The sequence below is a fragment of the Amycolatopsis sp. NBC_01286 genome, assembly GCF_035982555.1.
In the GTDB taxonomy this organism is placed as follows: domain Bacteria; phylum Actinomycetota; class Actinomycetes; order Mycobacteriales; family Pseudonocardiaceae; genus Amycolatopsis.
In genome coordinates this window covers 4,290,116-4,314,991 of sequence record NZ_CP108428.1, presented here as the reverse complement: position 1 = coordinate 4,314,991, position 24,876 = coordinate 4,290,116, and the positions used below count along the sequence as shown (strand labels likewise).

Below are 24,876 nucleotides of genomic sequence, written 5' to 3'. Positions count from 1 at the left end.
ATGGCGGCATGACGGAAACACCCGCCGCGGCGGAACCGGACCGCCGGTTCCGGCTGGAGACCCTCCGCGACATCGTCCAGGCCGAACTGGCCGCCGCCGGGTTGCCGGTGGCGCCGGGAGAACACCCGACCGGCACCGCCGGCGCGGTCGTGTACGTCGACGTGCCGGATCTGCGCGGAGTGGCGGTCGACTGGTACGAGCACGCGATCCTGCTCGACGCGGCGCAGGAAGCCTGGGGCGACGACCCGCACCGCGAGGGCGCGGAATGCGCGGCGTTCGGGCGGTTGACGTCCGCGATCGGGGCAGCGATGGCCGAGGCGATGCGGACGATCCTGACGGCCGCCGGCCTGGAGGTCGCCGACGTCGGCAACGACTACATGCCCGGCCAGTTCCTGGTGACCCGCATGGTGAACCCGTCGGCGTGGCAGGCGCGGCGGGACGCCCGGTTCGCGCGGCGCCACGAGTCGATGCTGGCGGCGTGGAACACCCGGCTCGCGGCCGAATGCCCGAACCCGGACTGCGAGGTCCACCGGAAGGGAGCGGCCGCGAATTCCTGACACGGCGTGCGGCAGGGCCGACTCGGCGGGAGCCGTTCGGCCCCGGGCTAAGCCGCGTCCAGCTCCACCAGCCTCGCCAGTTCCAGCAGGGTGCCCTCGAAGCCGGGGCCGGCGGTGAGCTCCACCGTGAGCGGGCCCCCGCGCCGGGCCGTGCCCACGGGGAGCGTCACCGCCGGCTCCGTCCACTGGGGACGGTTCACGGCGGCCGAGACGACCACGTCCGCTCGCGGCGCCGGGCGGCGGCGGCCGCCCGCGTCCAGGTCGAGTACCACGTTGCCGTGCAACGAAAGCAGGGCCGCCACGTCGGCGACGGCGTCGCGCAGCTCGCGGTCGGCTATCGAGTCCGAATGGGCGCCGATCGCCGGGCGGGGTGGCTCGGCGTCGCGGGCCAGGCGGGGGACGAACCGCGCCAGGTCGCCGCGATCGCAGACGAGCGTGCGGATGCCCGGGATGCCCGCCGACGGATCACTGAGACTGACACCGACGCTCGCGGCCGCCGCCACGATCCGGGCGCGCCAGCGAGCGGTGGCCGCGATGGCGACCATCGGAGGATCCTGCGACAAAGTGGGGATTCTCCCTTGCGGTACTGCGCGGCGGAGTGAGGATCGTCCGATGGTGGGCCCATGCCCGTTGTGCCCGGGAACAAACATGTTTGGTCGCTTGGTGCGAATGGCGGCGCACATGCGACCTTCCGGTCGTACCGGGTGTCTGTGACCGCCGGTCACACTTTGACGCCCGGCGTGGCGCGGGCCACTATCCGGGCACTGATTACCGCCCGGTAATTTGCGTGACACCAGGAGGACCGTTGCGACGTGCTTTCGGCCTGATCTTGCTGGCACTGGGCGTATTCGCGGTCGCGGGTGCCGTGCTCCTGCCGACCTACGTCTACCCCAAGCTCGCCAAGGTGCCGCTCGACCAGGATTCGACGTCGCTGCTCGAAGGCACCGCGAGCCAGGTGCTCGCCGTGACGGACAACGGTTCCGGCCCGGTCTCGGCGATCCGCAAGGACGCCAAGCTGACCGCGACGGCCCACGTGCAGGCGAACTTCGCGGCGCCGGAGATGCACCAGGACACCGACTACGCGGTCTGGCTCCTGGCCGTGCAGGTCACCGACGACGCCGACAACACCGTGCTCAGCGCGAGCAAGCGGCAGGTCTGCTTCGACCGGCGCACCGGCGAGGGCTACGAGCCGCGCGGCGAGTCCGACCCGCAGTGCGACGCCAAGAGCAGCTTCGTCACCGAGCTGAAGGACAAGGCGGACAAGGACGGCCAGAAGCCGCCGGAGACGAACGACTACAAGGCGCAGCCCGGGCTGCAGTTCAAGTTCCCGTTCGGCACCGAGCAGCAGGACTACAAGGTCTACGACGACAACACCGGCGCGGCCGTCACCGCCAAGTACTCCGGGACCGAGACCGTCGACGGGATCGAGACCTACAAGTTCGTCCAGGACATCCCCGACACCAAGACCGCCACGAAGGACGTGCCGGGCTCCCTCGTCGGCTCCGCGGACCCGACCGTCAAGGCCGACCTCTACTACCGCGGTGTCAACACGATGTGGGTGGAGCCGGTCACCGGGATCGAGGTCAAGCAGCAGCAACAGCAGCACCAGGAGCTGCGCACCCTCACCAGCTCGGCCGTGGTGTTCGACGGGACGCTCGCCTTCACCGCGGAGACCGTCGCGAAGATGGCCGACCAGGTGAACGCGAACAAGGGCCGTTTGGAGTTCCTCTCCAGCACCGGTCCCCTGTGGCTCGGGATCGGTGGCGGCGTGCTGATCATCGGCTCGATCGTGCTGCTGGCCCGGCGCCGGCGGCCCGAACCCCCGGTCGCGCCGCGGGGTAAGCAGCCGCCGCGGAAGGTGCTCTTCACCGCCGGCCCCTGAATCACGCGGGCGGGCCGGATCACGCCGCGCCGCCGGATCAGCGCCGCCGCAACACCAGGACCAGATTCCAGGACGCGATTTCCCGCAGGGCCGGGACCCGCACGATCCACATCGCCCAGCTCGGGTGATAACGCGGGTACCCGGCCACCAGATCGGCCAGCGGCGTCGCCTTCGCCCAGCGGAGCGCGGCGCCGACCGACACCGGGAAAAGGCTTTCGCCGAATTTGTTCTTCGGCTGCTTCCCGAGCTTCCGGAAATAACGCTGACGCGCGTAGTAACCGCCGAGGAAATGCCACGGCGCGGTCTCGTGCCCGCCCCAGGGTGAATACCACGGCGTGAACGACGCGAAGACGGTGCCGCCGGGCTTGGTCACCCGGCACATCTCGTCGAGCATCACCCACGGCTTCGCGACGTGCTCCAGCACGTTCGACGAGTAGCAGACGTCCACGGATCCGCTGCGCACGGGCAGTTCCGTGCCGCTCGCGCGGATCATGTTCTCCCCCGGCTCACCGCGCGCGGACAGCTCGCCGACGTCCGGGTCGACCCCGAGATACGTCGCGCCGGCCGCGCGGAAGGCGTCCGAGAAATACCCCGGACCGCCCCCGACGTCGAGCACCGTGCGCCCGGACAGCGGAGCGTGGGCCGCCAGTTGCCGCACGGAGTCGGCGGCGAGCGCCGAGTAGAAGCCGTCCGGGTCGGTCTGTTCGGTGAGAAAGGTGCGGAAGAGCGTCACGGAACGGTGGAGCGTCGCGCGGTGCGGCTCGGTGTTCGGGGCGACGACCGGATTTACTGCCATTGAACCATCGCTTTCCGAAATACGTTCCTCTACTGTGTACGCATACTGTGTACGCACCGGTAACCTAGCATCGTCGCTACAGTTTGGATAACCCGATGGACCGTCCTCGTGTGCTCCTGGTCAACTGGCGCGACACCGGCCACCCCGAGGGCGGCGGGTCCGAGCGGTACGTCGAGCGGATGGCCGAAGGGCTCGCGAAAGCGGGCTACCGGGTCGAGATCCAGTGCGCGGCCTACCCCGGCGCGACCGCGGGCGAATGGCGAGACGGCGTCCGCTACCGGCGCCGCGGCAACAAGTTCGGCGTCTACGCGCACGCGCTGCGGGCGATCCGGCGGGCCCGCGCGGACCTGGTGGTGGACGTCCAGAACGGGATGCCGTTCTTCGCCCGGCTGGTCGCCGGCTGTCCGGTGCTGGTGCTCGTGCACCACGTCCACAAGGAACAGTGGATCAGCGCGCTGGGCGAGACGCTGGGCCGGATCGGCTGGTGGATCGAGTCGCGGCTGGCGCCGTGGCTGTTCCGCGAGTGCGCCTACGTCACGGTTTCCGAGGTCACCAAGGCCGAGCTCGCCGGGCTGGGCGTCGACCGCGACCGCGTCACCGTGGTCGCCAACGGCCTCGACGCGCCCCCGCCGGTGGCGGCCGGACGCGACAGTTCGCCCACGCTGGTCGCGGTGAGCCGGCTGGTGCCGCACAAGCGGATCGAGCACGCCATCGACGTCGTCGCGCGGCTCGCGCGGCGCTGGCCGCAGCTGCGGCTCGAGGTCGTCGGCCAGGGGCCGTGGGACGAGGTGCTGCGGGCGCACGCGGCCGAGCGCGGCGTCGCGGACCGCGTCACCCTGCACGGCTGGGTCGACGAGCAGGCCAAGCACGAGATCCTGGCGCGCTCGTGGCTGCACCTGTGCCCGTCGGTCAAGGAGGGCTGGGGCATCGTCATCATGGAGGCGGCCGCGCACGGCGTGCCCTCGGTCGCCTACCGCGCGGCGGGCGGCGTCGCCGAGTCCATCGTGGACGGCCGGACCGGGCTGCTCGCCGACGACTTCGACGACTTCACCGCCCGCGTCGACGGCCTGCTCGCGGACGGCCTGCGCCGCGCGGAGATGGGCCTGGCCGGCGCCGAGCGGGCCGGGAAGTACAGCTGGGACCAGAGCGTCGGCGAGTTCGCGTCCCTCGTGCGGGACGTCGCCGGCCGGCCCGCGCCGCGGCCCCGCGTCCTGAGTTCAGCCGGCCTGTTCCCGCACCGCGTCGCGGAACCGGTCCACCAGCCGGCCGGCGGCCGCCGCGCCGAAGTCCTTGCGGCGGGCGCGCACGGTCACCGTGGTGGTGTCCCCCGTGGTCGCCGCGCCGAACGCCACGCCTGAGCGGCCGCTCGCGGCCGGGTAGAACGCGATCGAGCGGACGGTGTCCCCGGTGGACACCACGCCGAGGTTCGACACCAGGAACGTCGAGCCGAGCCTGCTCGCCAGCACCCGGGTGCCCAGCCGGGCGATCCGGCTGCTGCGCGCGGGGAAATCGGGCTCGGGCGGCTGTGCGCGCAGGACGTCCGCGACGGCGCCGGAGTCCGGGTCGGCCGGCAGCCGCAACCGGAAGAACGCGCTGTCGTGCACGGGTTCCGGCGCGGCGCCGGAGCGCCACGACGCACCCAGCGCGGCGACGACGCGGACCGTGCGGGCGCCGTGCGCGTGGTTCCAGCGTCCGGTCGCGCGGGTGGCGGCCGCGACGAACCCCGCGGCACCCAGCCGCAGCCGGGGCACGCGGCGGGCTTCGAAGACGTCTCCCGCGGTCTCGCCGTCCCGGTCGGGCACGATCCGGCCCGGTGGCGCGAAAAGCGCCTCGGCGAGCCGCTGGACGGCCGAAACGAGGAACGGCTTCCCGCCGTCGGCGCGCGCCCCGATGCCGCGCGCCGCCGAGGAAACCGGGACGTCGAGGAGGAAGCCGAGCAGGGCGAGCAGGCCGAGGCCGTCGAGCGCGCCGTGGTGGCCGGCGACGAGCAACGCCGGTTCGTCCGTGCTGACGGCGACGCGCACCAGGGGCGCGCCGCGTTCGTAGGGCTCGGCCGCGAACCGGGCGCGGACCCGGGAAATCCCGGCCGCGGTGGTCTGTTCGACCGCCGGCGCGGCGCCGAGGAGCGGGTACTGCGGGAGGACGGCCGCCAGCCGCGCGCGGAGTTTCTCCGGGTCCGGGGCCGAAAAGAGGTCCGCTTCCAGGAGGATGCTCCAGGAAACGGTGGGGTCGCCGTAGAGCCCGACCACGCGGTGCGCGTGGTCGGTGGCGGACTGCGTCATGCGCGTCAGCGGTTCCCGTACAGCTTGGCCGGGTGGTCCGCGGGGTTGTACTTCACCTGCGCGTTGAGCTGGTCCTGCACCTGGGCGGTGCTGTCCGGGTCGGCGCTCTGGATGAGGGCGAAGCCCGCGCCGGTCGCCAGACCGCCACCGATGATGACGGCGGCTACCACCCCGATGAGCGTGCCCACGTGTCACTCCTTCTTCCGCGGCGGGAAAGTCCTGCCGCGGCTCAATGTACGCATCGGTAACATGCGGCACAACAGTGCGACGCAGAGCAACGTGAGCGCTACTCCGTCCGCGAGCAAAGCCGGGCCCCACGCAACGGCTTTCACGGGTGCCTCACCCGGGGTCCGGTACAGCGTCAGCCATTCCCCGGACCACACCGGCGTCGCGCCGGCGAGCAGCCGCGGGTCGACGTCGCCCGGGGTCCCGTGTTCGACGAGGATCCAGCCGACCCCGGCCGCGGTGAGCTCCCCGGCGGACGTCGCGGCGCGCACGTCGCCGATCCGCGGGTCCTCACCGGCGATCCGGTCGGCCCCGACCTGCAGGGTGTCGTCCATCAGCACCGGTTTCGGGAGCACGCGCGGCGCCGGGTCGAGCTGCGTGCGGCCGCCGTTCCACGCGAAGCCGCGGAACGTCGAGAGCGGCAACGCCAGCACGTCACCGGGACGATCGTCGCCACCGAGCACTTCGGACACCGCGCGCCAGTCGTCCGGGTACTGCGCGGTGCCGAGCCGGCCCCAGCCACCCCACGCCAGGTCCGGCATGGTGAGGATCGGGAAGAGCGCCGCGGCCGCGACGAGCCCGGTGCGTCCCTGTCTCGTCCGCAGTTTCGCCGCCGCGGCTTCGATCGCGAGCGCGAACCCGATCGCGAGCGGCAACGCCCACCAGGCCACCCACTTCTGGGCGTCGCGCAGCAGACCGGCGCCGGGGAGCCGCCGCGTCGCGAAGTCCAGCACGGCGTCACCGAACGGCAGCGTGGCGAGCGAAGCCAGCAGCACGCCCGCGACGCCGAGGAGGAAGAGCGCGCGGACCGGCGGGGTGCCCCAGCGCGCGGCGAGCGGTTTCAGCCCGGCCAGCGCGATCGCCACCGTGATGAGCACGAGCACGGGGATCAGCGGCATCGCGCGGCTGCCGGGCACCGTCTCGGCGTTCCAGATCCCGCCGAGGCCGAGGACGCTGAGCAGCGCCGGACCCCAGCTTTCGGCGCGGGCGCTGAACGCCGTGACGCCGGCCGGGTCGGAGTACGTGCCGCCGGCGTCGAGGAACGTCGGCACCAGCCAGGGCAGGTTGAGCAGCACGGCGATGCCGAGCGTCGCCGGGATCCGGCGTGACCCGGCGGCCACGATGGCGACGGCGGCGGCGAGCACCCCGCCCGGCGGCGTCAGCACCGCGGGCGCGCAGGTGAGCACGAGGCGCCACAGGGATTTCGGTTCGTGGTCGCGGGCGGCGAGGCCGGCGCGGACGATCCACGGCAGGCACGCGTACACCACCAGCAGCGGCCAATGCCCGATGAACAGCCGTTCCGCGAGATACGGCGTCCAGGCGTACGCGGTCGCGGCGACCAGCCGGGTGCCGGTGTGCTCGGTCGGGACGAGCTTGCCCGCGCCGTACGCGGCGAAGAAGATCGCCAGCAGCAGCACGAGTTTCTGGACGACGTCGCCGGGCAGCACGGTGGTGACGAGCGCGACGGCGGCGTCGGCGGGCACCGACCGCGGCAGCGTGGCGCCGATCCCGAAGGCGTCCGGCACGAAGTACTGCCGCGGCGCGAACACCATGTCGTAGCTCAGGACGAACCCGCGGCCGAGCAGGGGCGCGCAGACGGCGAACGCGAGCACGGCGGAGACGGCGGGAAGGGCCAGCCGCCTGCCCGGTGCGTCCACGGCCCTTCCTTTCCGTCTTCCGCGCGGTTATCGTCGCTGCTCATTACTCGCCGGTAATGGGAGCCCGTCGTTGAGCGTAGACACCGAAGCCGAACCGGCGCGGACCGGCAGCCGGGTCGCGGCGATCCTCGTCTCGCTGGCGCTCGCGGGCAACAACGCGGGCAGCTACGTCCTGAGCCTCGCGGCGGCGCGGATCCTCGCGCCGGGCGCGTTCGGGGAGCTGAGCTCGCTGCTGGCGGTGCTGGTGATCGGCGTCGTCCCGGCGATGGGGCTGCAGACGGTGGTGGCGCTGCGCGTCGCGCGCTCGCCGCAGCACACGGGGTCGCTGTTCGCGCTGGGCCTGGTGACGAGCGGGATCGTCGCGGCGGCGGCGCTGACGCTCAGCCCGTTGCTGGTGCTCCTGCTGCACCTGGGCTCGCTGGCACCCGCGCTGCTGGTGACGGCGTCACTCGGGCCGTTGACGCTGCTGGGGCTGTTCCACGGCTTCCTGCAGGGCAGCCACCGCTTCGCGACGCTGGCCGGGCTCATCGCGCTCGAAGGCGTCGGCAAGGTCGGCGGCTCACTGGCAGGCCTGCTCGTCTCGGGTTCGACGACGGGCGCGCTGGCCGGGACGGCGATCGGGTCCCTGGCGGTGGTCACGGCGAGCTGGCAGATCTGCGGCCGCCCGCGCCCCCGCTGGGCCGACCGCCACGGCGGCGACGTCCTGCACACGGCCCAGGCGATGCTGGCGCTGGTGCTGCTGGTGAACCTGGACTTGGTCCTGGCCCGCCACACGCTCCCCGCCGCGGAGGCGGGCGAGTACGCGCTGGGCGCGATCGTCACGAAGATCGCGTACTGGCTGCCACAGGCGGTGGGCGTCTTGGTGCTCCCCCGGTTCGCTCACGGTGCCGCCCGCCGCCGTGCGTTGCCGGTGGCGCTGGGCGTGTGCGCGGCTTTGGACGCGGTGGTGGTGCTGGTGATGCTCCTGTTCGGGTCCCGGTTGCTGCCCTTGATCGGCGGAGCCCGGTACGCCGGCAGCACGATGCCGCTGTGGCCGTTCGCACTGGCGGGGTCGATGCTGGCGCTGGTGCAGATCCTGTTGTACGCGCGGCTGGCTGACGGTGACCGCCGGGTGACGGTCCTGATGTGGGCGGCGGTCGCGGTGGAGGCGGTGCTGATCCCGGCCTGGCTGCACGGATCGGCGACACAGGTGGTGACGGTCGCGGCGTGCTGCGCGGGCGGGCTGGCGGTGGCGGGGGCGCTGGTGGAGATCCGGGCTCGCCGCGCGGGCTGAGCACGAACGGACCGTTCGTGCGTTTCGCTTTCGTTCCGGCGAAGATCGTTTCATCCTGGAGGGGTGCGAAGAGGAGACTGGACCCGGCAGCCGCTTCTATCCCCTGGCGGTCCGCGGGTGGCGACCGACGAACATCGGATCCGCGCCGCGCTGCTGCACGGCCGTGAAGGCGCGCTGCTGACCGGGATCCACGCGATGCTCCGGCACGGGCTCCGCAGCGCTCCCGAACCGACGGATGTCCACGTGCTGGTGCCCGCGGACCGCCGCGTCGGCAGCATGGCGTTCGTCCACGTCGAACGAACCACACGGCTGCCTCCTGCCCGAGTGCTTCGAGAGGTCCCGACGGTACCGACGCACCGGGCGGTGATCGACGCCGCGCGGCGCATGCGAAACCACGATGCCGTGGTCGCGATGATGGCCGAAGCTATCCAGCGTCGCCGCTGCACGCCGGAAGCCCTTGCGCGTGAACTCGCGGACGGCAAGCGCGCGGGGAGAGTGTTGCCCGCCCGTGCGCTGGCGCCTTTGCTCGGCGGCGCACGCTCAGTGGCCGAGGTGGACGCGTGGCGATTGCTCGGCCGCTCGAAACTGCCTGAGTGCCGGTGGAACATCAAGCTGTTCACCGCGGACGGTCGCTACATCGCCACCCCGGATGCCTGGTGGGACGAAGTCGGTCTCGCCTGGGAGATCGACTCGCGCAGACACCACTCCGGGCCGGGCGAGCACGCCGGGACGCTCGCGCGGAACACGCGTTACCTGAGAGCGGGCGTGGTAGTGCTCCAGACCCTGCCTGCCCGGCTCCGCAGTGAACCGCAGAAGGTCCTCGCCGAGTTGCGAGCGGCCTACGGGATCGCCCGCGGCCGACCCCGCCCGGACGTGCACACCGGGTGAGTTCGATGGAGGATTCTGGCCACCTGACGTCCCAGATCCTCCATCGTCAAGCCCCTCCGGCGGTCGGCTCGGTGGGGTTCTCCTTGCGGGCGAACCAGTCGATGCACGTCGCTACCGTGGCCGCGGCCGCCAGCAACAGTGCCGCTTGGGTGACCGGGCCGTACGCCCAGTCCTGGCCGTGGCCCAGTACCCGGCCCGTCACCGAGACCGCCGCGGCCACCGCCATGCCGCCGAACGCCAGGAACCTCGGTGCCCGTTCCGAGAACTGGCGTGCCAGCAAGCAGGCGATCAACAGCACCACCGGCAGCATCCCGCCCAGCGCGACCAGCAGGCCGATCAGCAGCACCGGCACCACGACCGCGCCCCCCGCCACCACCGGGAAACGGCGGCGGCGGGCCGGCCAGGCGACGCCCACCAGCACCAGCAGCACCGCCAAAGCCCCGATCAACAAGCCCGTGCGGTAAGTGGAATCCGGGGTGAACGCAAGCGAGACCACGCCCCCGGCACCCGCCGGGACGATCCAGGCCTGCTGCCAGCCGTCCACGCGGGTGCGCGTCAGCGGCTTGCCGTCCATTGTGGCCACCCAGCCCGCGTTCGCGTTCTCCGGGACGGCCAGCACCGACTCGTCGCCCGGGGCGACCGTCACCGAGCGCGACGTCGCGTCCCACGTGCCGATCTGCACCGCCCGGTGCGAAGCCGGCGCCGCAGCGGCCACGGCGGGACGCAGCCACAGGTCCTGGACCACGAACGACTCCGACCGGTCCGTGCGCAGCTCGTGGCCGCCGGACGGCAGTTCGATGCCGCCCTCCGAGTCGCGGCACATCGTCAGCGGCAGCGGGCGGTGGTCGATGATGTCCGACAGCGTGCCCGTCACCGACGTCCGGTAGTCGAGGCCGTCCAGGTGGATGTTCGGGCCCGCGCCGCACGGCACCGTGAACGCCGGGTCCGGGCCCGGCAGCAGGCCGTCCGTGCCGGACAGCTCCAGGCTGCCGACGCCGACCACCGCGCGGGCCGCCGGATCGTCGTCGTCACCGGGGACGATGATCTGCAGCTGGTCGGTGTCGAGCGGCTCGAACGTGCCGGACCCGCTCTCGTCCAGCGGCACCGTGCGGTTGCCCGTCCGGCCGACCAGCTCCACCTGCCGCGGCGCCTTCGCCCCGCTCGACGGCGAAACCCCGATGTGCAGCCCCGAAATCCGCTTCGGCGCGGTCCAGCCCAGGGTCAACGTCGGCCGCAGGTCGGTGACGTCGGGGCGCCACGTCGTGCCCGGATCGCCGTCGACCGCGGCGAACCCGCTCGCCGCCGGGTCGCCGCCGAGCTGCGACGTCGACGCGACCGTCACCCCGGGCAGCGACACCGGGTTCTTGCCGCCGCCCGCGGGCAGCACCGAGCCGCCGACGAGGAACGTCGCGTCCGCCGAGGTGCCGAACAACCGCCGGATGCCGTCGGGTTCCTCGCCGTCGCGGGCGGCCGTCGCGTCGCACCGAACGGCGCCGCCGGTCGGGAGGCACGCGTACCGCGGCTGCGCGCCGCGCGTGAAGGCGAACCCGGGCGCCGCGCCGGCGGGCAGGTCCGCGGGCACCTCGAGCGCGCGTTGCGGCTCGGTGCCGGGGATGTCCAGCTCCGCGATGCCGACGTTCCCGTCCTGCCGCCCGACCACCAGCGACAGCAACGTGATCCGCACCTTCGTGGTGACGCCCGCCGCGACCGGGTAGCTGTGCGCCCCGGCGCCGCGGATGACCTGCTGGTCGACCGAGCCGTTGTCGGTGGTGATCCGGACGCGGGTCGCCGGCCAGCCGACGCGCAGGTCGTCGACCATCTGCAGGTCGACGGCCGTGACCAGGCGCGGGGTGTCCAGCTCCACCTCCAGCCACTGGCCGACCGGGCCGGTGAACGACGACGACTGCCACGCCGTGCGCGGGTCGCCGTCGATCGCGGCGAACGGCTGGTGGCTCGGGTCGGACCCGCCGAAGGCGTCGGCGAACGACGCCGCCGTCGACGCCGTCACCGAGCGGATGCCGCGGTAGGCGGCCACGGTCTGGTGCTCCTGACCGGGGAACGGCAGCAGGTCGCCGGCCGCGCGCTCCTGCCGGAACGCCTCGCCCGCGGTGAGCGTCTGGCTGAGGTTGTCGCGCACGCCGCCGACGTTCCGTTCGGCGCGCCGCAGCCCGTCGGTCACCAGCCGCGGCCCGCTGGGCGAGCCGCCGTCGCCGGTCAGCACGGTCGGCGTCGCCGGGTCGAGCTGACCGGAGTCGAGCAGCGGGAGCAGGTTCTCCGGGCCGCCGCTCACCGTCGGAACATCCTTTGTGGACGTCACGGTGGCGAGCGGCACCGGCCGCCGCACCTCGTAGACCTCGAGCGGCCCGAACGTCGCGGCCTTGCCGATGCCCGGCGAACCCGCCAGCCCCGAGCGCAGGGTGGCGATCGACGGAGCGTCGGTCCGGACCCGGTCGATGTCGTTGCGCAGCAGGAGGAACCGGTAGCCGGACCGCGCGAGCAGCGCGGCCAGCCCGGGATCGCCGCGGCCGTCGGCGAGCGCGGCGTCGACGGAGTCCATCAGCCGCGTGTTTCCTTCGGACCCCAGCGGCACCTGGTTGCGCACCGCCCACGGGCTCTTCGCGATCGCCTGCGCGGGTTCGTCGACCGTGCGGCCCCAGTCGTACTCGCCGAAGCCGGTCGCCGGCAGCAGCAGCGTCCGCGCGTTCGGGTCGGCCTTCGCGACCCAGCTCGTCGCGTCGTACCAGTAGCCCGGCACCTCGTCCCAGCCCGGCCCGGAGCGCAGGTTCAGCAGCCACGCGGGCGCGGCCATCACCAGCACCAGCAGCAGCCCCACGGCGGGCCGCAGGAACCGGCGCGCGGACTTCACGTGCACCGGGCTGGAAATGCCGTGCACGAACGCGAGCATCAGCGGCAGCCGCAGCACCGGCTCGAACTTGTGGACGTTGCGCAGCGGCGCCAGCGGCCCGTCGAGCAGGTGCCGGACCTGCTCCGCGAGCGGGCTGTCGAGCGTGCCGACGTACCCGATCGTCAGCAGCGTCAGGCCGGTGACGACGCCCAGCACCAGGAACCGCCGCTCCGGCAGCCCCCGCCGCGTCAGCCCGAACAGGCCGACGCCGGCGACGAGCCCGGTGGCGAGCATCAGCACCGGGTTGTCGATCAGCGACCAGCCACCCGGCCACCACGGCGTGCCCTGCACGACGTAGGCGACCCACTGGTTCGTCCCGCGCAGCACCTCGAACAACGACATCGGCGCGGTCGTGTTCGTCGCGGACTCGATGTAGTCGAGGAACGGCAGGCTGTACTCGCCGAGCAGGAGCAACGGGAGGATCCACCACAACGTCGCGCCGACGACGAACACGACCCACCAGGCCACCAGCCGGACGTGCTCCCGCGTCCACTCGCGCGTCACCAGCCACAACCCGGGCAGGACGAGCGCCATCACGACCATCGCGCCGTTGACGCCGCCCATGCACAGCACGGCGATCGCGGACAGCCCGGCCGCGCGCCGCGGCGAGCCCGTCACCCCGGCCCGCACCAGCGGCACCAGGACCCACGGCAGCAGCACCGCGGGCAGCATCTCCGCGGACAGACCGCCGATTTCGGTCAGCATGCGCGGCGCGAGCGCGTACCCGAGCGCGCCGATCAGCCGGGTGCGCTCGGTGCCGAGCTTCATCGCGCGCGCCAGCAGCAGCGCCCCGCCGAACGCGGCCGACAGCAGCAGCGCGCCCCACAGGCGTTGCGTGATCCACGCCGGGACGCCGGCCGCCTGGCCCAGCGCGAAGAACGGGCCCATCGGGAACAGGTAGCCGTACGCCTGGTTCTGCAGCTCGCCGGCGGTGGCGTCCGGGTTCCACAGGTGCAGCGCGCGGCCGAGGAACGCGAGCGGGTCGACGGCCAGGTCGAGCTTGGTGTCGAACGTCGTCTTCCCCGGCATCTGCAGGAACGACAACGTGGTCAGCGCCAGCACGATCCACGTGCTCGGCCGGCGGAGGAACGCCCCCGGCGAGAACTTCCGGGCGCGGCGCACCGGATCGGCGTCGTCCCGGGTTCGTTCGCGGGTGGCGGTTACCATCCGGTAGATACTAGGCCGAAACCTGGCTACCATGTGCCGACGATTTCCGCGGTCCCCCGACTTTCCTGGGCAGGTGCGTCATCCCTTCCGAAGACACGGCGTTCGACGACGCCTGGGCCATGGCCGAGCCGGTCAAGGGCTGGCTGACGCGCGCGCAGGGCGAAGCGCTCTGGGACGCCGCGCGCCGCCTGGAGAAGGGCGACGTGATCCTCGAGATCGGCAGCCACCAGGGCCGCTCGACGATCGTGCTGGGCGCGGCGGCGCGCACGGCCGGGGCCACCGTGATCGCGGTCGACCCGTTCGTCGACGGCCGGCTGTTCGGCGGATCGCCGACACGGCAACTGTTCGAGCGCAACATCCGCGCGGCCGGGCTGGACGACGTCGTCGAGCTCGTCGCCGGTTACAGCACGGCACTGCGCCCTGACTGGGACCGGCCCATACAGCTGCTTTACGTCGACGGCAAGCACGACTACTGGACCTACACCGACGACCTGCGCTGGTCCGACCACCTGCCGCCGGGTGCGGAAATCCTGGTCCACGACTGCTTTTCCTCCATCGGCGTCACGCTCGGCACGATCGCGAAAGTCCTCTTCGGACGCCGGTACACCTATCTGGACCGGGCGACGTCGCTGGCGCGGTTCCGCCTCGCGCCGCCATCCCCGGCGGACCGGCTGCGCGTGCTGGCCCAGCTGCCGTGGTTCGTCCGCAACGTCGGGATCAAGGTCCTGCTGCGCCTGCGGCTGCGGCCGGTGGCGCGGCTGGCCGGACACGACAGCCCGTACGACCCCTACTGACCCCGTCGTGAGTGGTAATGCGGGTTAGAACCCTAATTACCACTCACGACGGGCTTGCCGACCTCCACCTTGGCGAGGCACACCGGCGCACCCGGGCTCGACAGCTGCACGCCGAGGTGGTCGAACAGGCCGTCCACCGGCACGAACATCGAGTGCAGCCCGTCCTGGAACCAGACCGGCGTGCGCTTGCCTTCGAGGTCGACGAGGCCTTCGCCGCCGTCCGAGGTGTAGTAGTCGAGCTTGAGCAGGTACCGGCCGAGCACCGGGGTGTCGAGCGGGATCCGCACGAGCGTCTCGCCGATGGTGTTGCCGCAGTTCGGCACCGGGCCGGGGACACCGCGGGAAACCGGTTCGACGCCGGTGATCCGGTGCGGCTTGCCGTCCGCGTCGAGCAGGTGCATCCGGCTGGTCGGCTGGTCGAAGTGCGCGCCGGGCAGCAGGCCGACCACGCGCGAGGCGAAGGAGTCCGCGCCGAACCATTCGAACACCACGTCGGACGGGACGAAGTTGTCGTAGAAGACGAGATCCGGGTCCTCGGCTATCGCGGCCCGGACGTTGGCGACGTACTGGCCGGCGTGCTCGAACCGCATCCCGGGCGACAGCTGCAGGAATCCGACCGTGGAGCTCGCGAGCAGAAGCACGCAGACGCCTAGGGCGATCGGCCGGTCCCGCTTTCCGCCGGACGGCGCAACTTCGCCGGGGGTCAGGAAAGCGAACGCTCCACAAAGGGCGGCGACGAGCGCCAGCTCGGCGAGGTAGCGTGGATCGTCACCGGCCGCCGGGCCGACCTCGCGCAGCCGCGTCAGCGCCAGCAGTGCGACGTCCACGGCGAGCAGGACCCCGAGCAGCGCCCACGCCCGCCACGCGCGGCGGCCACCCGCGCGCACCCCGGCGATCAGCACGCCCAGCGCCGCCAGGAACACCACGACGACGACCACGAACGGCGACGGCGCCCAGGTCGCGCCCGGCCCGGGGCCGGACCACGGGCCGCCCGCGAGGCCGGGGAGCAGGGTGTCGCCGAGCATCCGGCCGGTCAGGTCGGCGACGGTGCCGGCGGACATCGGCGTGCCGCCCGGGGTCACCTGGCTCGACGTCAGCGCGAGGTAGGCCACCACGAACGCCGCGAGCAGCGCGACGTGCCCGGCCCAGTAGCGCCACCGGTCCCGGAAGGACTGTCCGAGCAGGACGGTCACGCCGGCCAGCAGCACCGGGATCACCGCGGCCTTTTCGTAGAACGCCAGGCCGAACAGCGTCCACGCGAAGGTGCCCATCCACCAGCGGCCGCCGTCCTGGAAGTACCGGACGTGGGAGTACAGCGCGCCGGCGGTCGCGAGCACGACCGGCACGATCTGGACGCCGTAGGCCCACCACAGCGTCGGGACGAGCAGCAGCGTCGACGCCGTGAACACGGTGAACGGCACCAGGATCGCCCACCGGCGGCCGAAACACCGGACCAGCAGGCACCAGAACAGCACCGTCGCGAGCGCGCGCATGAGCAGCAGCGGCAGCACCAGCAGCGGGAAGTTCAGCGGCGCCCACGCGGTCAGGACGGCGGCGAGGAAGAACCCGCCCGGCGTCAGGTGCCCGTGGTAGTCCTGGAACAGGAACCCGAGGTCGAACGGCCCGGCGGCGGCCGCTCGGTACGTCACGACGAAGTCGTCCTGGGCGAGATTCCCGTGCAGTGCCGCCCAGGTGTGCAGCACGAACGGGACCAGGCCCGCGACGAACGCGGCGACCACCACCGCGGAGACCTTCGGGCGCACCCGCGGCTCTTCGGTCAGCTCGTCCAGCACGGAGTCCTCACTTCTTGCACGCCGGTGGTTGGCACATGAGCTTGCTCAGCGCCTGGTAGAAGACGTCGGAGATCTTGCGCGGGTCGGGCGTGGTGAAGGATTCGCCGCCGGTCGCGGCCGAAACCTGGCGCAGCTCGCCGGCGTCGATGTCCGGGCCGATGCCGATCCCGATCACCGGCAGCGGTTTGCGCGGGTCCTGCAGCTTGCCGAGCTCGGCGAGCAGGCCGGGCAGCCCGATCGAGTCGCTGTCCTCGTTGCGGCCGTCGGTGAGCACGACGACGACGTTGATCCGGCCGAGTTTCCAGCTCTGCCGGGCGTTCTGGTACGCGGCGAGGATGGAGTCGTACAGCCCGGTGGCGCCGCCGGGTTTCGGCTTCACCGCCTGCAACGTCGTCAGCCCGCCCTGGGCGAGCTGGTCCGCGATGGACCGCATGGGCAGGAGTTCCTTGTAGTCGCGGTCGCCGTCGAGCTTGGTGGAGAACAGCCACAACCCGAGTTCGGTCGTCGGCTTGAACAACCCGAGACCCTGCGTCGCGGCCTCCAGCGTCAGCGCCATCCGGCTGCGGCCGGTGCCCGGGACGGTGGCGGCCATCGAGCCGGAGACGTCGAGCAGCACCTGGACGCGGGCGCTCAGGTTGGCCCCGGCCCAGGCCTGCAGCACGCCGTACATCGCCTCGGGCGTGGGCGGGCCGACCGGCCGCGGCGCCGCGCTCGTGCGGGTGTCGGGCGCGCGGTCGCCCAGGAACTGGCCCGTCGGCGTCCGGAAACCGGCGTCGGCGAACGCCTTCGTGGCCGCTTGGTCGAGCAACAGCCGCAGGAACCGTTCGGACGCCGTCCGTGACGCCTCCGACGCGCGCGGCAGCACGACGTACGGGTAGTCGAAGCTGGGCACCCCGACGGCCGGGTACGCGGCGACGAGCTTGCGCGCCAGCACGGACTGTTCCGACGCGGGTGAAGCGGTGTACGGCTCCTTCACCGCCGACAGCCGGCGGATCTCCTCGGTGAACGCGGCGGCCGGGTCGGGCGCGTTCTTCGTCAGCTGCTGCAGGCCGATCAGCGCGGCGATCCCGGCCGGGTCGCGGCCCGGGTCGGGCAGCCCGACCGGGCTGCCGGCGACGACGTCCGACCAGGACGGTGACTTCGCCGGCCAGCCCGCCTGTTTCGCGACTTCGTCGGTCAGCGCGAGGACAACGGGCGAGCTCGCCACCGACTGCCCGGTCTCCGGCAGGTTCCACGCGCCGCCGTCGCGCGCCTGCAGCAGCCAGGTGCTCGACTCCGGCACCCAGACGTCGGGCCCGTTCGCGCCGTTGGCTTCGAGGGCCGTCGCGGTGGCCGTCGACGCGCTCGCCGTGACGTCCACGGTGTAACAGTCCGCTTCCGGCACCGACCGCGCGAGCGCCGAGAGCACCGGCGCGACGTCCGGCGCGGCGGTGATGCGGACCGGGGTCGTGGTGTCACAACCCCCGCTCGCCAGGCGGTTCTTCACGTAGTCCACGCCGAACCAGGCAAGCAGGGCCACGACGAGCAGCACGCTCAGGACGACGACCCGCGCGTCGAGACGCCGGGATCGCGCCGGGTGTGCGGCCATGCACGTACCTTCCCTAGTGAAGAGCTTGCAGCTTGCCAGCCGGGTGACCGCGAAGCCAGTGCCGATAGCGGAAAGTCACCGTCGCCGCGTGATCCCGTGGTGAAGGAATCGTTTGCCGCGGCCGTCTCGGTGACAGAAAGGAACTGCGTAACATTTGCGCTTGACGCCCGTCCCACATGGGTAACAGCACGATGGCGGATCGCGGAGACGACTTCGCCGTCCCCGGAACCGGCGATACACCGAACGGAGACGCAATCCCGTGCGCACGATGTACGACGCGGTCACGGCCGCGAACATCCCGGCCGGCGGGCAACTCGTAGCCGGCTACATCGACAAGATCAAGCTGGAACCCTGGTCGGCCGCCGACTGGGCCCGCTTCCCCAACGCGGTCAAGGTCACGATCGTCAAGAAGGCGAGCACGAACGACGGGCACGTCCTCGACGTCGAACCCGGTGACGCCACCCCGGCCGAGGCGCCGGGCTGGGCCCGGATGCGCCGCGCGGCGGGCGCGGACCCGACGATCTACTGCAACCTCTCGACCTGGTCGTCGGTGCGCTCGGCGTTCTCGTCCGCCGGCGTCGCCGAACCGCACTACTGGATCGCCCACTACAACGGCGATCCCACCATCCCGGACGGCGCCGTCGCCAAGCAGTACCGCGGCGACGTCGCCCCGGGTTACGACGTCTCGTCCGTCGTCGACTTCTGGCCCGGAGTGGACGGCAACGGATCCGCCTCGACTGGAGTGGAGATCATGGAACGCATCACCGTCACCCCGCCGAACGCCGAGCAGAACACGGTGCGGGTCTTCCTTTCCGGCAGCCCGGGCTCGGCCGTGGTCGTCCGCCCGCGGCTGGGCGGTGACGGCTTCTCGAAGCCGATGTGGGTCGGCGACATCTTCGCGTGGGGCAACGACCACAACGGTGTCGGGCACAACCCGGCGCAGGTCGGTGGCTACAACTCGAAGCTGACGTCGCACCGGCGGTACGAGCTGCCGGGCGCGGTGTGGGCCGACATCAACTACAGCTCCGCTGACCCGTTCGAGATCGACATCGTCGGCTGACGCAGTCGGACAACGGCTCACGCGGGCGGCAGGGCGCGGCACAACGCGTCGACGGCCGCGGCGTAGACGTGTTCGGGCGGGGTCGCGTACCCGACGACCAGTCCGTCCACTGTGGACATCATGGCGGCCGGGTGCCGGAACGCGGCCAGGCCGTCGAGCGCGATCCCCTGCCACGTCGCGGCTTTCAGCACCGACGCCTCGGTACCCGCCGGCAGGCGCAGCACGGCGTGCAGACCGGCGGCGACGCCGGCGGGCGCGACGTGCGGCGCCTGCGCGGCGAGGGCGCCGGCCAGCAGGTCGCGCCGGCGGCGGTACCGCTGCCGCATCCGCCGGATGTGCCTGTCGTACGCGCCGGATTCGACGAATTCGGCCAGGGTGAGCTGATCCAGCACACCCGCCCAGGCCTCGCGCTCACCCTTCACCGCCAGGACGGCGTCGACGAGGTGCTCCGGCAGCACCAGCCACCCGAGCCGCAGCGCGGGTGACAGGCTCTTGCTCACCGAGCCGGCGTAGATCACGCGTTCCGGGTCGAGGCCCTGCACCGCGCCGATCGGCTTGCGGTCGTAGCGGAACTCGCCGTCGTAGTCGTCCTCGATCACCAGCCCGCCGGTCGCGCGGGCGTGGTCGACGACGGCGGTGCGGCGGTCGTGGTGCAGCGGGCCGCCCGTCGGGAACTGGTGCGCCGGGGTGAGCAGGACCGTGCGGACGGCCGCGGTCAGCTCGTCGACGCGGGCGCCGTTTTCGTCGAGGGACAAGGGAATCGTCGCCACCGAAGCCGCGGTGAAGATCGAGCGGTGGAACGCCAGGCCGTAGGACTCCACGGCGAGCGGGCCGGGCAGCACCGCGGGGAACAGCAGGCGCAGCGCGTGCGCGAACCCGGAGCAGACGACGATCCGGTCCGGCGAGGTGCGCACCCCGCGAGCGCGCGCGAGGTACCCGGCCAGCGCCTCCCGCAGCTCCGGGCGGCCGCGCGGGTCGCCGGGGCCGAACGCGTCGTGCGGGGCCACGGCCAGCGCGCGGCGCGCGGCGGCGAGCCACTCGGCACGCGGGAACGACGCCGCGTCCGGCTGCCCTTGACGGAGGTTGTACCGCGGTGCCGGGGTGCCCGGCGCCTTCTTCGGCGTCCGCACCGGCGCGAGGAGTTCCGCGCGGTCGGCGACCCGCGTCCCGGAGCCCTGGACGGCGGTGAGCCGGCCTTCGGCGACCAGCTCGGCGTAGGCGTCGGCGACGGTGTTGCGGGCGATGCCCAGGTCGGCGGCCAGCGAGCGGTACGGCGGCAGCCGGGTGCCCGGGGCGAGCCGCCCGGTGCGGACGGCGTCACGCAGCGCGGTGATGAGCGCGGCCCGCTTGCCGCCGGTGCCGGACAGCTCCAGGTGCAGGTCGGCGCCCAGCCGCTCGGCCAGATTGACCCATGATTCCAGCACGGAAATGCACCCTACACGGCGGTCATTCCGGCCCTAGATTTCTGGTCATGACGCGCACCAACTTCGCCAAGTCCGCCCCGAAGGCCTTCAAGGCCCTGATCGGCTTCGACGCCGCCGCCCGCGCCGGGCTCGACCCCGCGCTGGTCGAGCTGGTCCAGATCCGGACCGCGCAGCTCAACCGCTGCGCCTACTGCCTGCACATCCACACCTCCGACGCCCGGAAGGCGGGCGAAAGCGAGGAGCGGCTCGGCCTGATCACCGTCTGGCAGGAGGCCGCCAACTTCTTCAGCGAGCAGGAGCGGGCGGCGCTGGCGCTGACCGACGCCGTCACGCTGATCTCGGCCGCAGGCGTCCCCGACGACGTCTACGCCCGGGCCGCCGGCCAGTTCGGCGAAGAGGAGCTGGCGCAGCTGCTCGCGGTGATCTTCGCCAGCAACACGTGGAACCGCATCGCCATCACCACGGCGAAGGTGCCCGGCACGGACGAGCGGGCCTGATCCGGGAAACGCGGAAGGACCACCATCCCCCGGCGATGGTGGTCCTTCCGCTGTCGGCTCTCAGTCCGCGAGAGCGAGCAGATCTTCTTCGACGACCGGTTCCTCGACGACACGCTTCCGGGCCACCAGACCGCTGATCGCGACCAGCAGGCCCAGCACCGCGATGCCGGTGACCACGCTCAGCGCCGGCGTCAGCCCGGTGAGCAGGGCGGCGGGCGACGCCTCACCGCCGCCGTTGGCGGTCAGGACCGCCGTCACCACCGCGAGCCCGATCGCGCCGCCGACCTGGAGCGACGTGTTGAGCAGGCCGCCGGCCAGGCCCTGTTCGTCGTCGGAGATGCCGTTCGTGCCCTGGATGTTGAGCGAGGAGAACGCCAGCATGAAGCCGATGCCGAGCAGGACCATGCTGGGCAGGACGTAGGCCGCGTAGCCCGAGTGCTCGTCGACCCGCAGGAACAGCGCGTACCCGATGACGTGCGCGACGACGCCCGCGAAGATCGTGCGCGGGGTGCCGACGCGGTCGATCAGCGGCTCGATGCGCGGCGAGCCGAACGCGACGATCAGCGCCGCCGGCAGGAAGCCGAGCGCGGTCTGCAGCGCGGACCAGCCCAGCACCCGCTGCAGGTAGAGCATCACCACGAACTGGAACCCGATGTACGCGCCGAAGAACAACGCGCCGCCGAGGTTGGCGCGGGCCAGTGGCCCGGACTTCAGGATGCCCAGGCGCAGCAACGGGTGGGCGCTGCGCTTCTCGATGAGGACGAACGCCGCCAGCAGCGCGACGGCGACGGCGAACGTGACCAGCGTGCGCGGCGAGGCCCAGCCGACCTGCGGCGCCTCGACGACGCCGAACACCAGCAGCAGTGACCCGACGGCGCCGGTGATCGCGCCCGGGAAGTCGTACCCCCGGCCCTCTTCGCGACGGTAGGACGGGATCAGCTTCCAGGCGGCGACGAACGCGAAGACGGCGATCGGCGCGGGCAGCAGGAACGTCCAGCGCCAGCCGACCTCGGTCAGCAGCCCGGAGAAGACCAGCCCGGCGGAGTACCCGCTGGCGCCGAAAACGGCGAAGATGCTGATCGCCTTGTTGCGGGCGGGGCCTTCCCGGAACGTCGTGGTGATGATGGACAGTGCGGCCGGCGCCGTGAACGCGGCGGCCAGGCCCTTGATGAAGCGGCTCGCGATGAGCAGCGCGCCGTCGTCGACCAGGCCGCCGAGCAGCGAGGCCAGTGCGAACACCGCGACCGCGACGAGGAAGACGCGGCGGCGGCCGAGCAGGTCGGCGGTGCGCCCGCCGAGCAGCAGCAGCCCGCCGTAACCCAGCACGTAGCCGCTGACGACCCATTGCAGCGCGGCGGTGGACAGGCCCAGGTCGGCCTGGATGGCGGGGAGGGCGACACCGACCATCGACACGTCGAGCGCGTCGAGGCCGATGACGATGGACACCGTGAGCAGGACACCCCAGAGGCGCGCGTCCCACCGGGTCGAGGTGGTGGACAGGTCCGCGGAAGAACTCATGACAGCGACAGTACATGCACGCGCATCTAATGTCTAAGCATCTTATGTGTTTGCATCAAATGCCCACGCATGCTAAGTTGGTCGCCGTGAGCGACGTCGCTGAGCACGCTGTGAACGAGCAGAGTCTGGTCGAAGACGGCCTGGTGCAGGAGTGGCACGAGCTGCTGGCCCGCTACTCGGCCGTGTTCGGCACGCTCGAGTGCCGCCTGCAGGAGAACCACGGGATCGGCGCGAACGAGTTCGAAGCCCTCGAACGGCTGGCCACCTGCGACTTCAAGTGCCGCTCGGCCGACCTCACCGGCGCGATCCACCTCAGTCAGAGCGCGACGTCCCGGCTGGTCGCCCGCCTGGAGAAGGAAGGCCTGGTCGAACGCGCGCTCTGCGACGTGGACCGCCGGGGCATCTTCGTGACGATCACCGACGCCGGCCGGGAGAAGTACCTCGCGGCGAAGCGGACGCACCGCGCGGTGCTGACCGAAATCCTGGGCTGAGTTTCTTAGGCTTCTTAGCCGACCGGACCTTCGATCGCCTTCACTTGAATCTGCTGCTGCGCCCCGGACGCGTCCGACACGGTCAGCGTCAGCTGGTCGCCCGGGTGGTGGGTGTCCATCACGTTCGTCAACGTCGTCGCCGAGTCGATCGCCTTGCCGTCGATGGCCGTGATGACGTCGCCCGCCGCGAGGCCCGCCTGCTGGGCCGGGCCGCGCGCGACGACGTCGCGGACCTGGGCGCCGCCGCCCTGACCGTCCGACACCGAGACGCCGATGAACGCCGTCTTGCCGATGTGGATCTTGTCGGTCGCGGTGCCCGCGACGATCCGGTGCGCGATGTCGACGGCCTGGTTGATCGGGATCGCGAAGCCCTGGCCGCCCGCGCCGCTGCGGCGGCCGTTGAGCTGGTAACCGGTGGACGCCGCGGTGTCGACGCCGATGACCTGCGCGTTCGCGTTGACCAGCGGACCGCCGGAGTCGCCCGACTCGATGTCGGCCTGGACCTGGATCAGCCCGGTGAGCTGCTCGGACGACCCGCTGGACTCGTCCGACGCGGTGATCGACTGGTCCAGCGCGGTGACCGTGCCCGGTGCCGGCACCGGGTCGCCGCCGCGGCCGCCCGCGTTGCCGAGGCCGAGGATCTGGTCACCGACCTTGACCGTCGAGGAGTCGCCGATAGCCGCCGTCGGCAACCCGGACGCGTCTTCGAGCTGGATCACCGCGATGTCCTCGCTGCGGTCGTAGCCCACGACGTGCGCGGTGAACGTGTCGCCGGTGCCGATGCTGGTGACCTTGATGCTGGTCGCGCCGGCGACGACGTGGTTGTTCGTCAGCACCTCGCCGTCCGGGGTCAGCACGATGCCGGTGCCCGCGGCGGCCGCGCCCTGCAGCCCCAGCTCGGTGTTGACGTTGACGATCGCCGGGTTGACCTTCGCGGCCACGGCGTCGGCGTCGAGCACCGTGGCCGACGCGCTGGGCTGCCCGGAGAAGCCGAAGTCCTGGTTGCCGGAGGCGGTGGGGCTGTTCACCGAGATCAGGTGCCCGATGCCGAGCCCGGCCACCACGGCCAGCGCCACCGCGACAACGGTGACGGTCAGCGTCCGCAGCGGATGCCGCTTGCGCGGCGGCGGCTGGTACGCGGGCGACGGCTGGTACGCCGGTGGCGGTGGCGGATAGCCGTAGCCGCCGCCTTCCTGGCCGTAAAAGCCGTGAAGGGCACCTTCACGGCCATAAGAGCCGTGAGGGGCACCTTCACGACCGTAGAAGTCCTGAGGGGCACCCTCATGGCCGTAAAAGCCCTGAGGGTGCCCCTCACGGCCATAGGACTGCTGGGGGTAGGGCTGCGGCGGGTACGGGCGGCCCCACTGGTCACGCGGCTGCTGCTGGGGCTGGTAGTAACCGGACTGGTAGTAGCCCTGCGAGTACTCACCCTGGCCATGGCCGTACGGATCCTGGCCATACGGATCCTGGCCGTGGGGGTAGTCGCCGCCGCCCTGTGGCCGTTGGTCGTACTCGCTCATGCCCTTGCTCCCAGCCCTCGGCACGCCTTCGCCGTTCCAGCAAACGCCGCGTTCCTGAGAATTTCCTTGTCCGGTTCCATGGAGTTGCTGTGGATGTACCCACCCGAACGCCGGGACCGGTCCCGTGTGATCGACGTTACCCTTCCGGGTATGAAGCGCACCGCCGTCCTGCTCGCGGCCGCCTTCCTGCTCGCCGGGTGCAGCGGCACGACCGCCGGGACACCGTCACCCGCCCCGCAGGCGACCTCCGCCGCGGCCGGCGAGCCGCACCGGCTGGTGTTCGACGTCTCGGGCTCGGCCGTCGTCACCACCCTGACCTGCACGATCGACGGCAAGCCGACGGAAGAGAAGAACGTGAAGCTGCCCTGGAGCCGCACGTTCAGCTTCCCGCCGCACACCGGCAAGCACGAGTACCAGGTCGTCATGCAGTACGCGGACGGCTCGGTGAACGCGACGGCGAAGGTCGACGGCCTGCTCCAGACCAGCAGCAGCGGCGGCGGGGACGGCGCCGGCACCCAGTCGATGAACGGCGACTTCAGCGACTGAGTGCCGCGCGGG

At 72.1% G+C, this 24,876-nt stretch carries 20 protein-coding genes; 10 read left to right on the top strand and 10 right to left on the bottom strand.

The genetic code is table 11. From position 1 onward, the window contains the following. Window positions 1-8 precede the first annotated feature (8 nt). A complete protein-coding gene (locus OG570_RS20875) occupies window positions 9-557 on the top strand; it encodes a hypothetical protein (protein ID WP_326958543.1) in 549 nt (182 codons plus the stop codon). A 47-nt stretch (window positions 558-604) separates the two neighbouring features. On the opposite strand, the gene OG570_RS20870 is transcribed toward OG570_RS20875, so the two are convergent. Beyond that, the gene (locus OG570_RS20870) at window positions 605-1,102 is read right to left on the bottom strand and encodes a hypothetical protein (RefSeq protein WP_326958541.1); all 498 of its coding nucleotides are present in this window, start codon (window positions 1,100-1,102) and stop codon (window positions 605-607) included. Window positions 1,103-1,362: 260 nt separating this feature from the next. Here OG570_RS20870 and OG570_RS20865 point away from each other — a divergent pair, with 260 nt between their 5' ends. Further along, complete coding sequence (locus OG570_RS20865) at window positions 1,363-2,439, top strand: DUF3068 domain-containing protein (RefSeq protein WP_326958539.1); 1,077 nt, start codon at window positions 1,363-1,365, stop codon at window positions 2,437-2,439. A gap of 37 nt (window positions 2,440-2,476) precedes the next feature. Here the strand turns inward: OG570_RS20865 and OG570_RS20860 are convergent, their stop codons facing one another. Next, window positions 2,477-3,172, bottom strand: a complete 696-nt coding sequence (locus OG570_RS20860; protein WP_326951636.1) for a class I SAM-dependent methyltransferase — start codon at window positions 3,170-3,172, stop codon at window positions 2,477-2,479. 173 nt (window positions 3,173-3,345) lie between these two features. Between OG570_RS20860 and OG570_RS20855 the strand changes: the two genes are divergently transcribed. Continuing rightward, the gene (locus OG570_RS20855; RefSeq protein ID WP_326951638.1) at window positions 3,346-4,593 is read left to right on the top strand and encodes a glycosyltransferase family 4 protein; all 1,248 of its coding nucleotides are present in this window, start codon (window positions 3,346-3,348) and stop codon (window positions 4,591-4,593) included. 929 nt (window positions 4,594-5,522) lie between these two features. Here OG570_RS20855 and OG570_RS20850 read toward each other — a convergent pair. Continuing rightward, the gene (locus OG570_RS20850) at window positions 5,523-5,705 is read right to left on the bottom strand and encodes a hypothetical protein (RefSeq protein WP_247056652.1); all 183 of its coding nucleotides are present in this window, start codon (window positions 5,703-5,705) and stop codon (window positions 5,523-5,525) included. Between the two features lie 3 nt (window positions 5,706-5,708). Then, a complete protein-coding gene (locus OG570_RS20845) occupies window positions 5,709-7,400 on the bottom strand; it encodes a hypothetical protein (protein ID WP_326958537.1) in 1,692 nt (563 codons plus the stop codon). Between the two features lie 70 nt (window positions 7,401-7,470). On the opposite strand from OG570_RS20845, the gene OG570_RS20840 reads away from it, so the two are divergent. Together OG570_RS20840 and OG570_RS20835 are read left to right on the top strand one after the other, a co-directional pair. Further along, window positions 7,471-8,673 carry a lipopolysaccharide biosynthesis protein gene (locus OG570_RS20840; protein WP_326958535.1) on the top strand — a complete coding sequence of 401 codons (1,203 nt, stop codon included), beginning with the start codon at window positions 7,471-7,473 and terminating at the stop codon, window positions 8,671-8,673. A 117-nt stretch (window positions 8,674-8,790) separates the two neighbouring features. Further along, window positions 8,791-9,561, top strand: coding sequence for a hypothetical protein (locus OG570_RS20835; RefSeq protein WP_326958533.1), 771 nt, complete (start codon window positions 8,791-8,793; stop codon window positions 9,559-9,561). A 46-nt stretch (window positions 9,562-9,607) separates the two neighbouring features. Here OG570_RS20835 and OG570_RS20830 read toward each other — a convergent pair whose 3' ends face one another. Further along, window positions 9,608-13,633 carry an alpha-(1->3)-arabinofuranosyltransferase gene (locus tag OG570_RS20830; protein ID WP_326958531.1) on the bottom strand — a complete coding sequence of 1,342 codons (4,026 nt, stop codon included), beginning with the start codon at window positions 13,631-13,633 and terminating at the stop codon, window positions 9,608-9,610. 119 nt (window positions 13,634-13,752) lie between these two features. Between OG570_RS20830 and OG570_RS20825 the strand changes: the two genes are divergently transcribed. Then, a complete protein-coding gene (locus OG570_RS20825) occupies window positions 13,753-14,427 on the top strand; it encodes a class I SAM-dependent methyltransferase (RefSeq protein ID WP_326958530.1) in 675 nt (224 codons plus the stop codon). 32 nt (window positions 14,428-14,459) lie between these two features. Here the strand turns inward: OG570_RS20825 and OG570_RS20820 are convergent, their stop codons facing one another. Continuing rightward, complete coding sequence (locus OG570_RS20820) at window positions 14,460-16,220, bottom strand: hypothetical protein (protein WP_326958527.1); 1,761 nt, start codon at window positions 16,218-16,220, stop codon at window positions 14,460-14,462. Window positions 16,221-16,227: 7 nt separating this feature from the next. Beyond that, window positions 16,228-17,808: a substrate-binding and VWA domain-containing protein gene (locus OG570_RS20815; RefSeq protein WP_247056662.1), complete on the bottom strand. Its 1,581-nt coding sequence runs from the start codon at window positions 17,806-17,808 to the stop codon at window positions 16,228-16,230. A gap of 259 nt (window positions 17,809-18,067) precedes the next feature. On the opposite strand from OG570_RS20815, the gene OG570_RS20810 reads away from it, so the two are divergent. Beyond that, window positions 18,068-18,868 (top strand): hypothetical protein, encoded by an 801-nt coding sequence (locus tag OG570_RS20810; RefSeq protein ID WP_326958524.1) that lies wholly within the window; start codon window positions 18,068-18,070, stop codon window positions 18,866-18,868. Between the two features lie 17 nt (window positions 18,869-18,885). Here the strand turns inward: OG570_RS20810 and pdxR are convergent, their stop codons facing one another. Next, window positions 18,886-20,292: a MocR-like pyridoxine biosynthesis transcription factor PdxR gene (gene pdxR, locus OG570_RS20805; RefSeq protein WP_326958523.1), complete on the bottom strand. Its 1,407-nt coding sequence runs from the start codon at window positions 20,290-20,292 to the stop codon at window positions 18,886-18,888. A 47-nt stretch (window positions 20,293-20,339) separates the two neighbouring features. Here pdxR and OG570_RS20800 point away from each other — a divergent pair, with 47 nt between their 5' ends. Next, complete coding sequence (locus tag OG570_RS20800; protein ID WP_326958522.1) at window positions 20,340-20,789, top strand: carboxymuconolactone decarboxylase family protein; 450 nt, start codon at window positions 20,340-20,342, stop codon at window positions 20,787-20,789. A 60-nt stretch (window positions 20,790-20,849) separates the two neighbouring features. Here the strand turns inward: OG570_RS20800 and OG570_RS20795 are convergent, their stop codons facing one another. Further along, window positions 20,850-22,307, bottom strand: a complete 1,458-nt coding sequence (locus tag OG570_RS20795) for an MFS transporter (protein WP_326958521.1) — start codon at window positions 22,305-22,307, stop codon at window positions 20,850-20,852. Between the two features lie 77 nt (window positions 22,308-22,384). On the opposite strand from OG570_RS20795, the gene OG570_RS20790 reads away from it, so the two are divergent. Beyond that, window positions 22,385-22,798, top strand: a complete 414-nt coding sequence (locus OG570_RS20790; RefSeq protein ID WP_442788324.1) for a MarR family winged helix-turn-helix transcriptional regulator — start codon at window positions 22,385-22,387, stop codon at window positions 22,796-22,798. Window positions 22,799-22,812: 14 nt separating this feature from the next. Here the strand turns inward: OG570_RS20790 and OG570_RS20785 are convergent, their stop codons facing one another. Beyond that, window positions 22,813-24,318 (bottom strand): S1C family serine protease, encoded by a 1,506-nt coding sequence (locus OG570_RS20785; RefSeq protein ID WP_326958519.1) that lies wholly within the window; start codon window positions 24,316-24,318, stop codon window positions 22,813-22,815. A 150-nt stretch (window positions 24,319-24,468) separates the two neighbouring features. On the opposite strand from OG570_RS20785, the gene OG570_RS20780 reads away from it, so the two are divergent. Beyond that, a complete protein-coding gene (locus tag OG570_RS20780) occupies window positions 24,469-24,864 on the top strand; it encodes a hypothetical protein (protein WP_247056686.1) in 396 nt (131 codons plus the stop codon). Window positions 24,865-24,876: the final 12 nt, after the last annotated feature.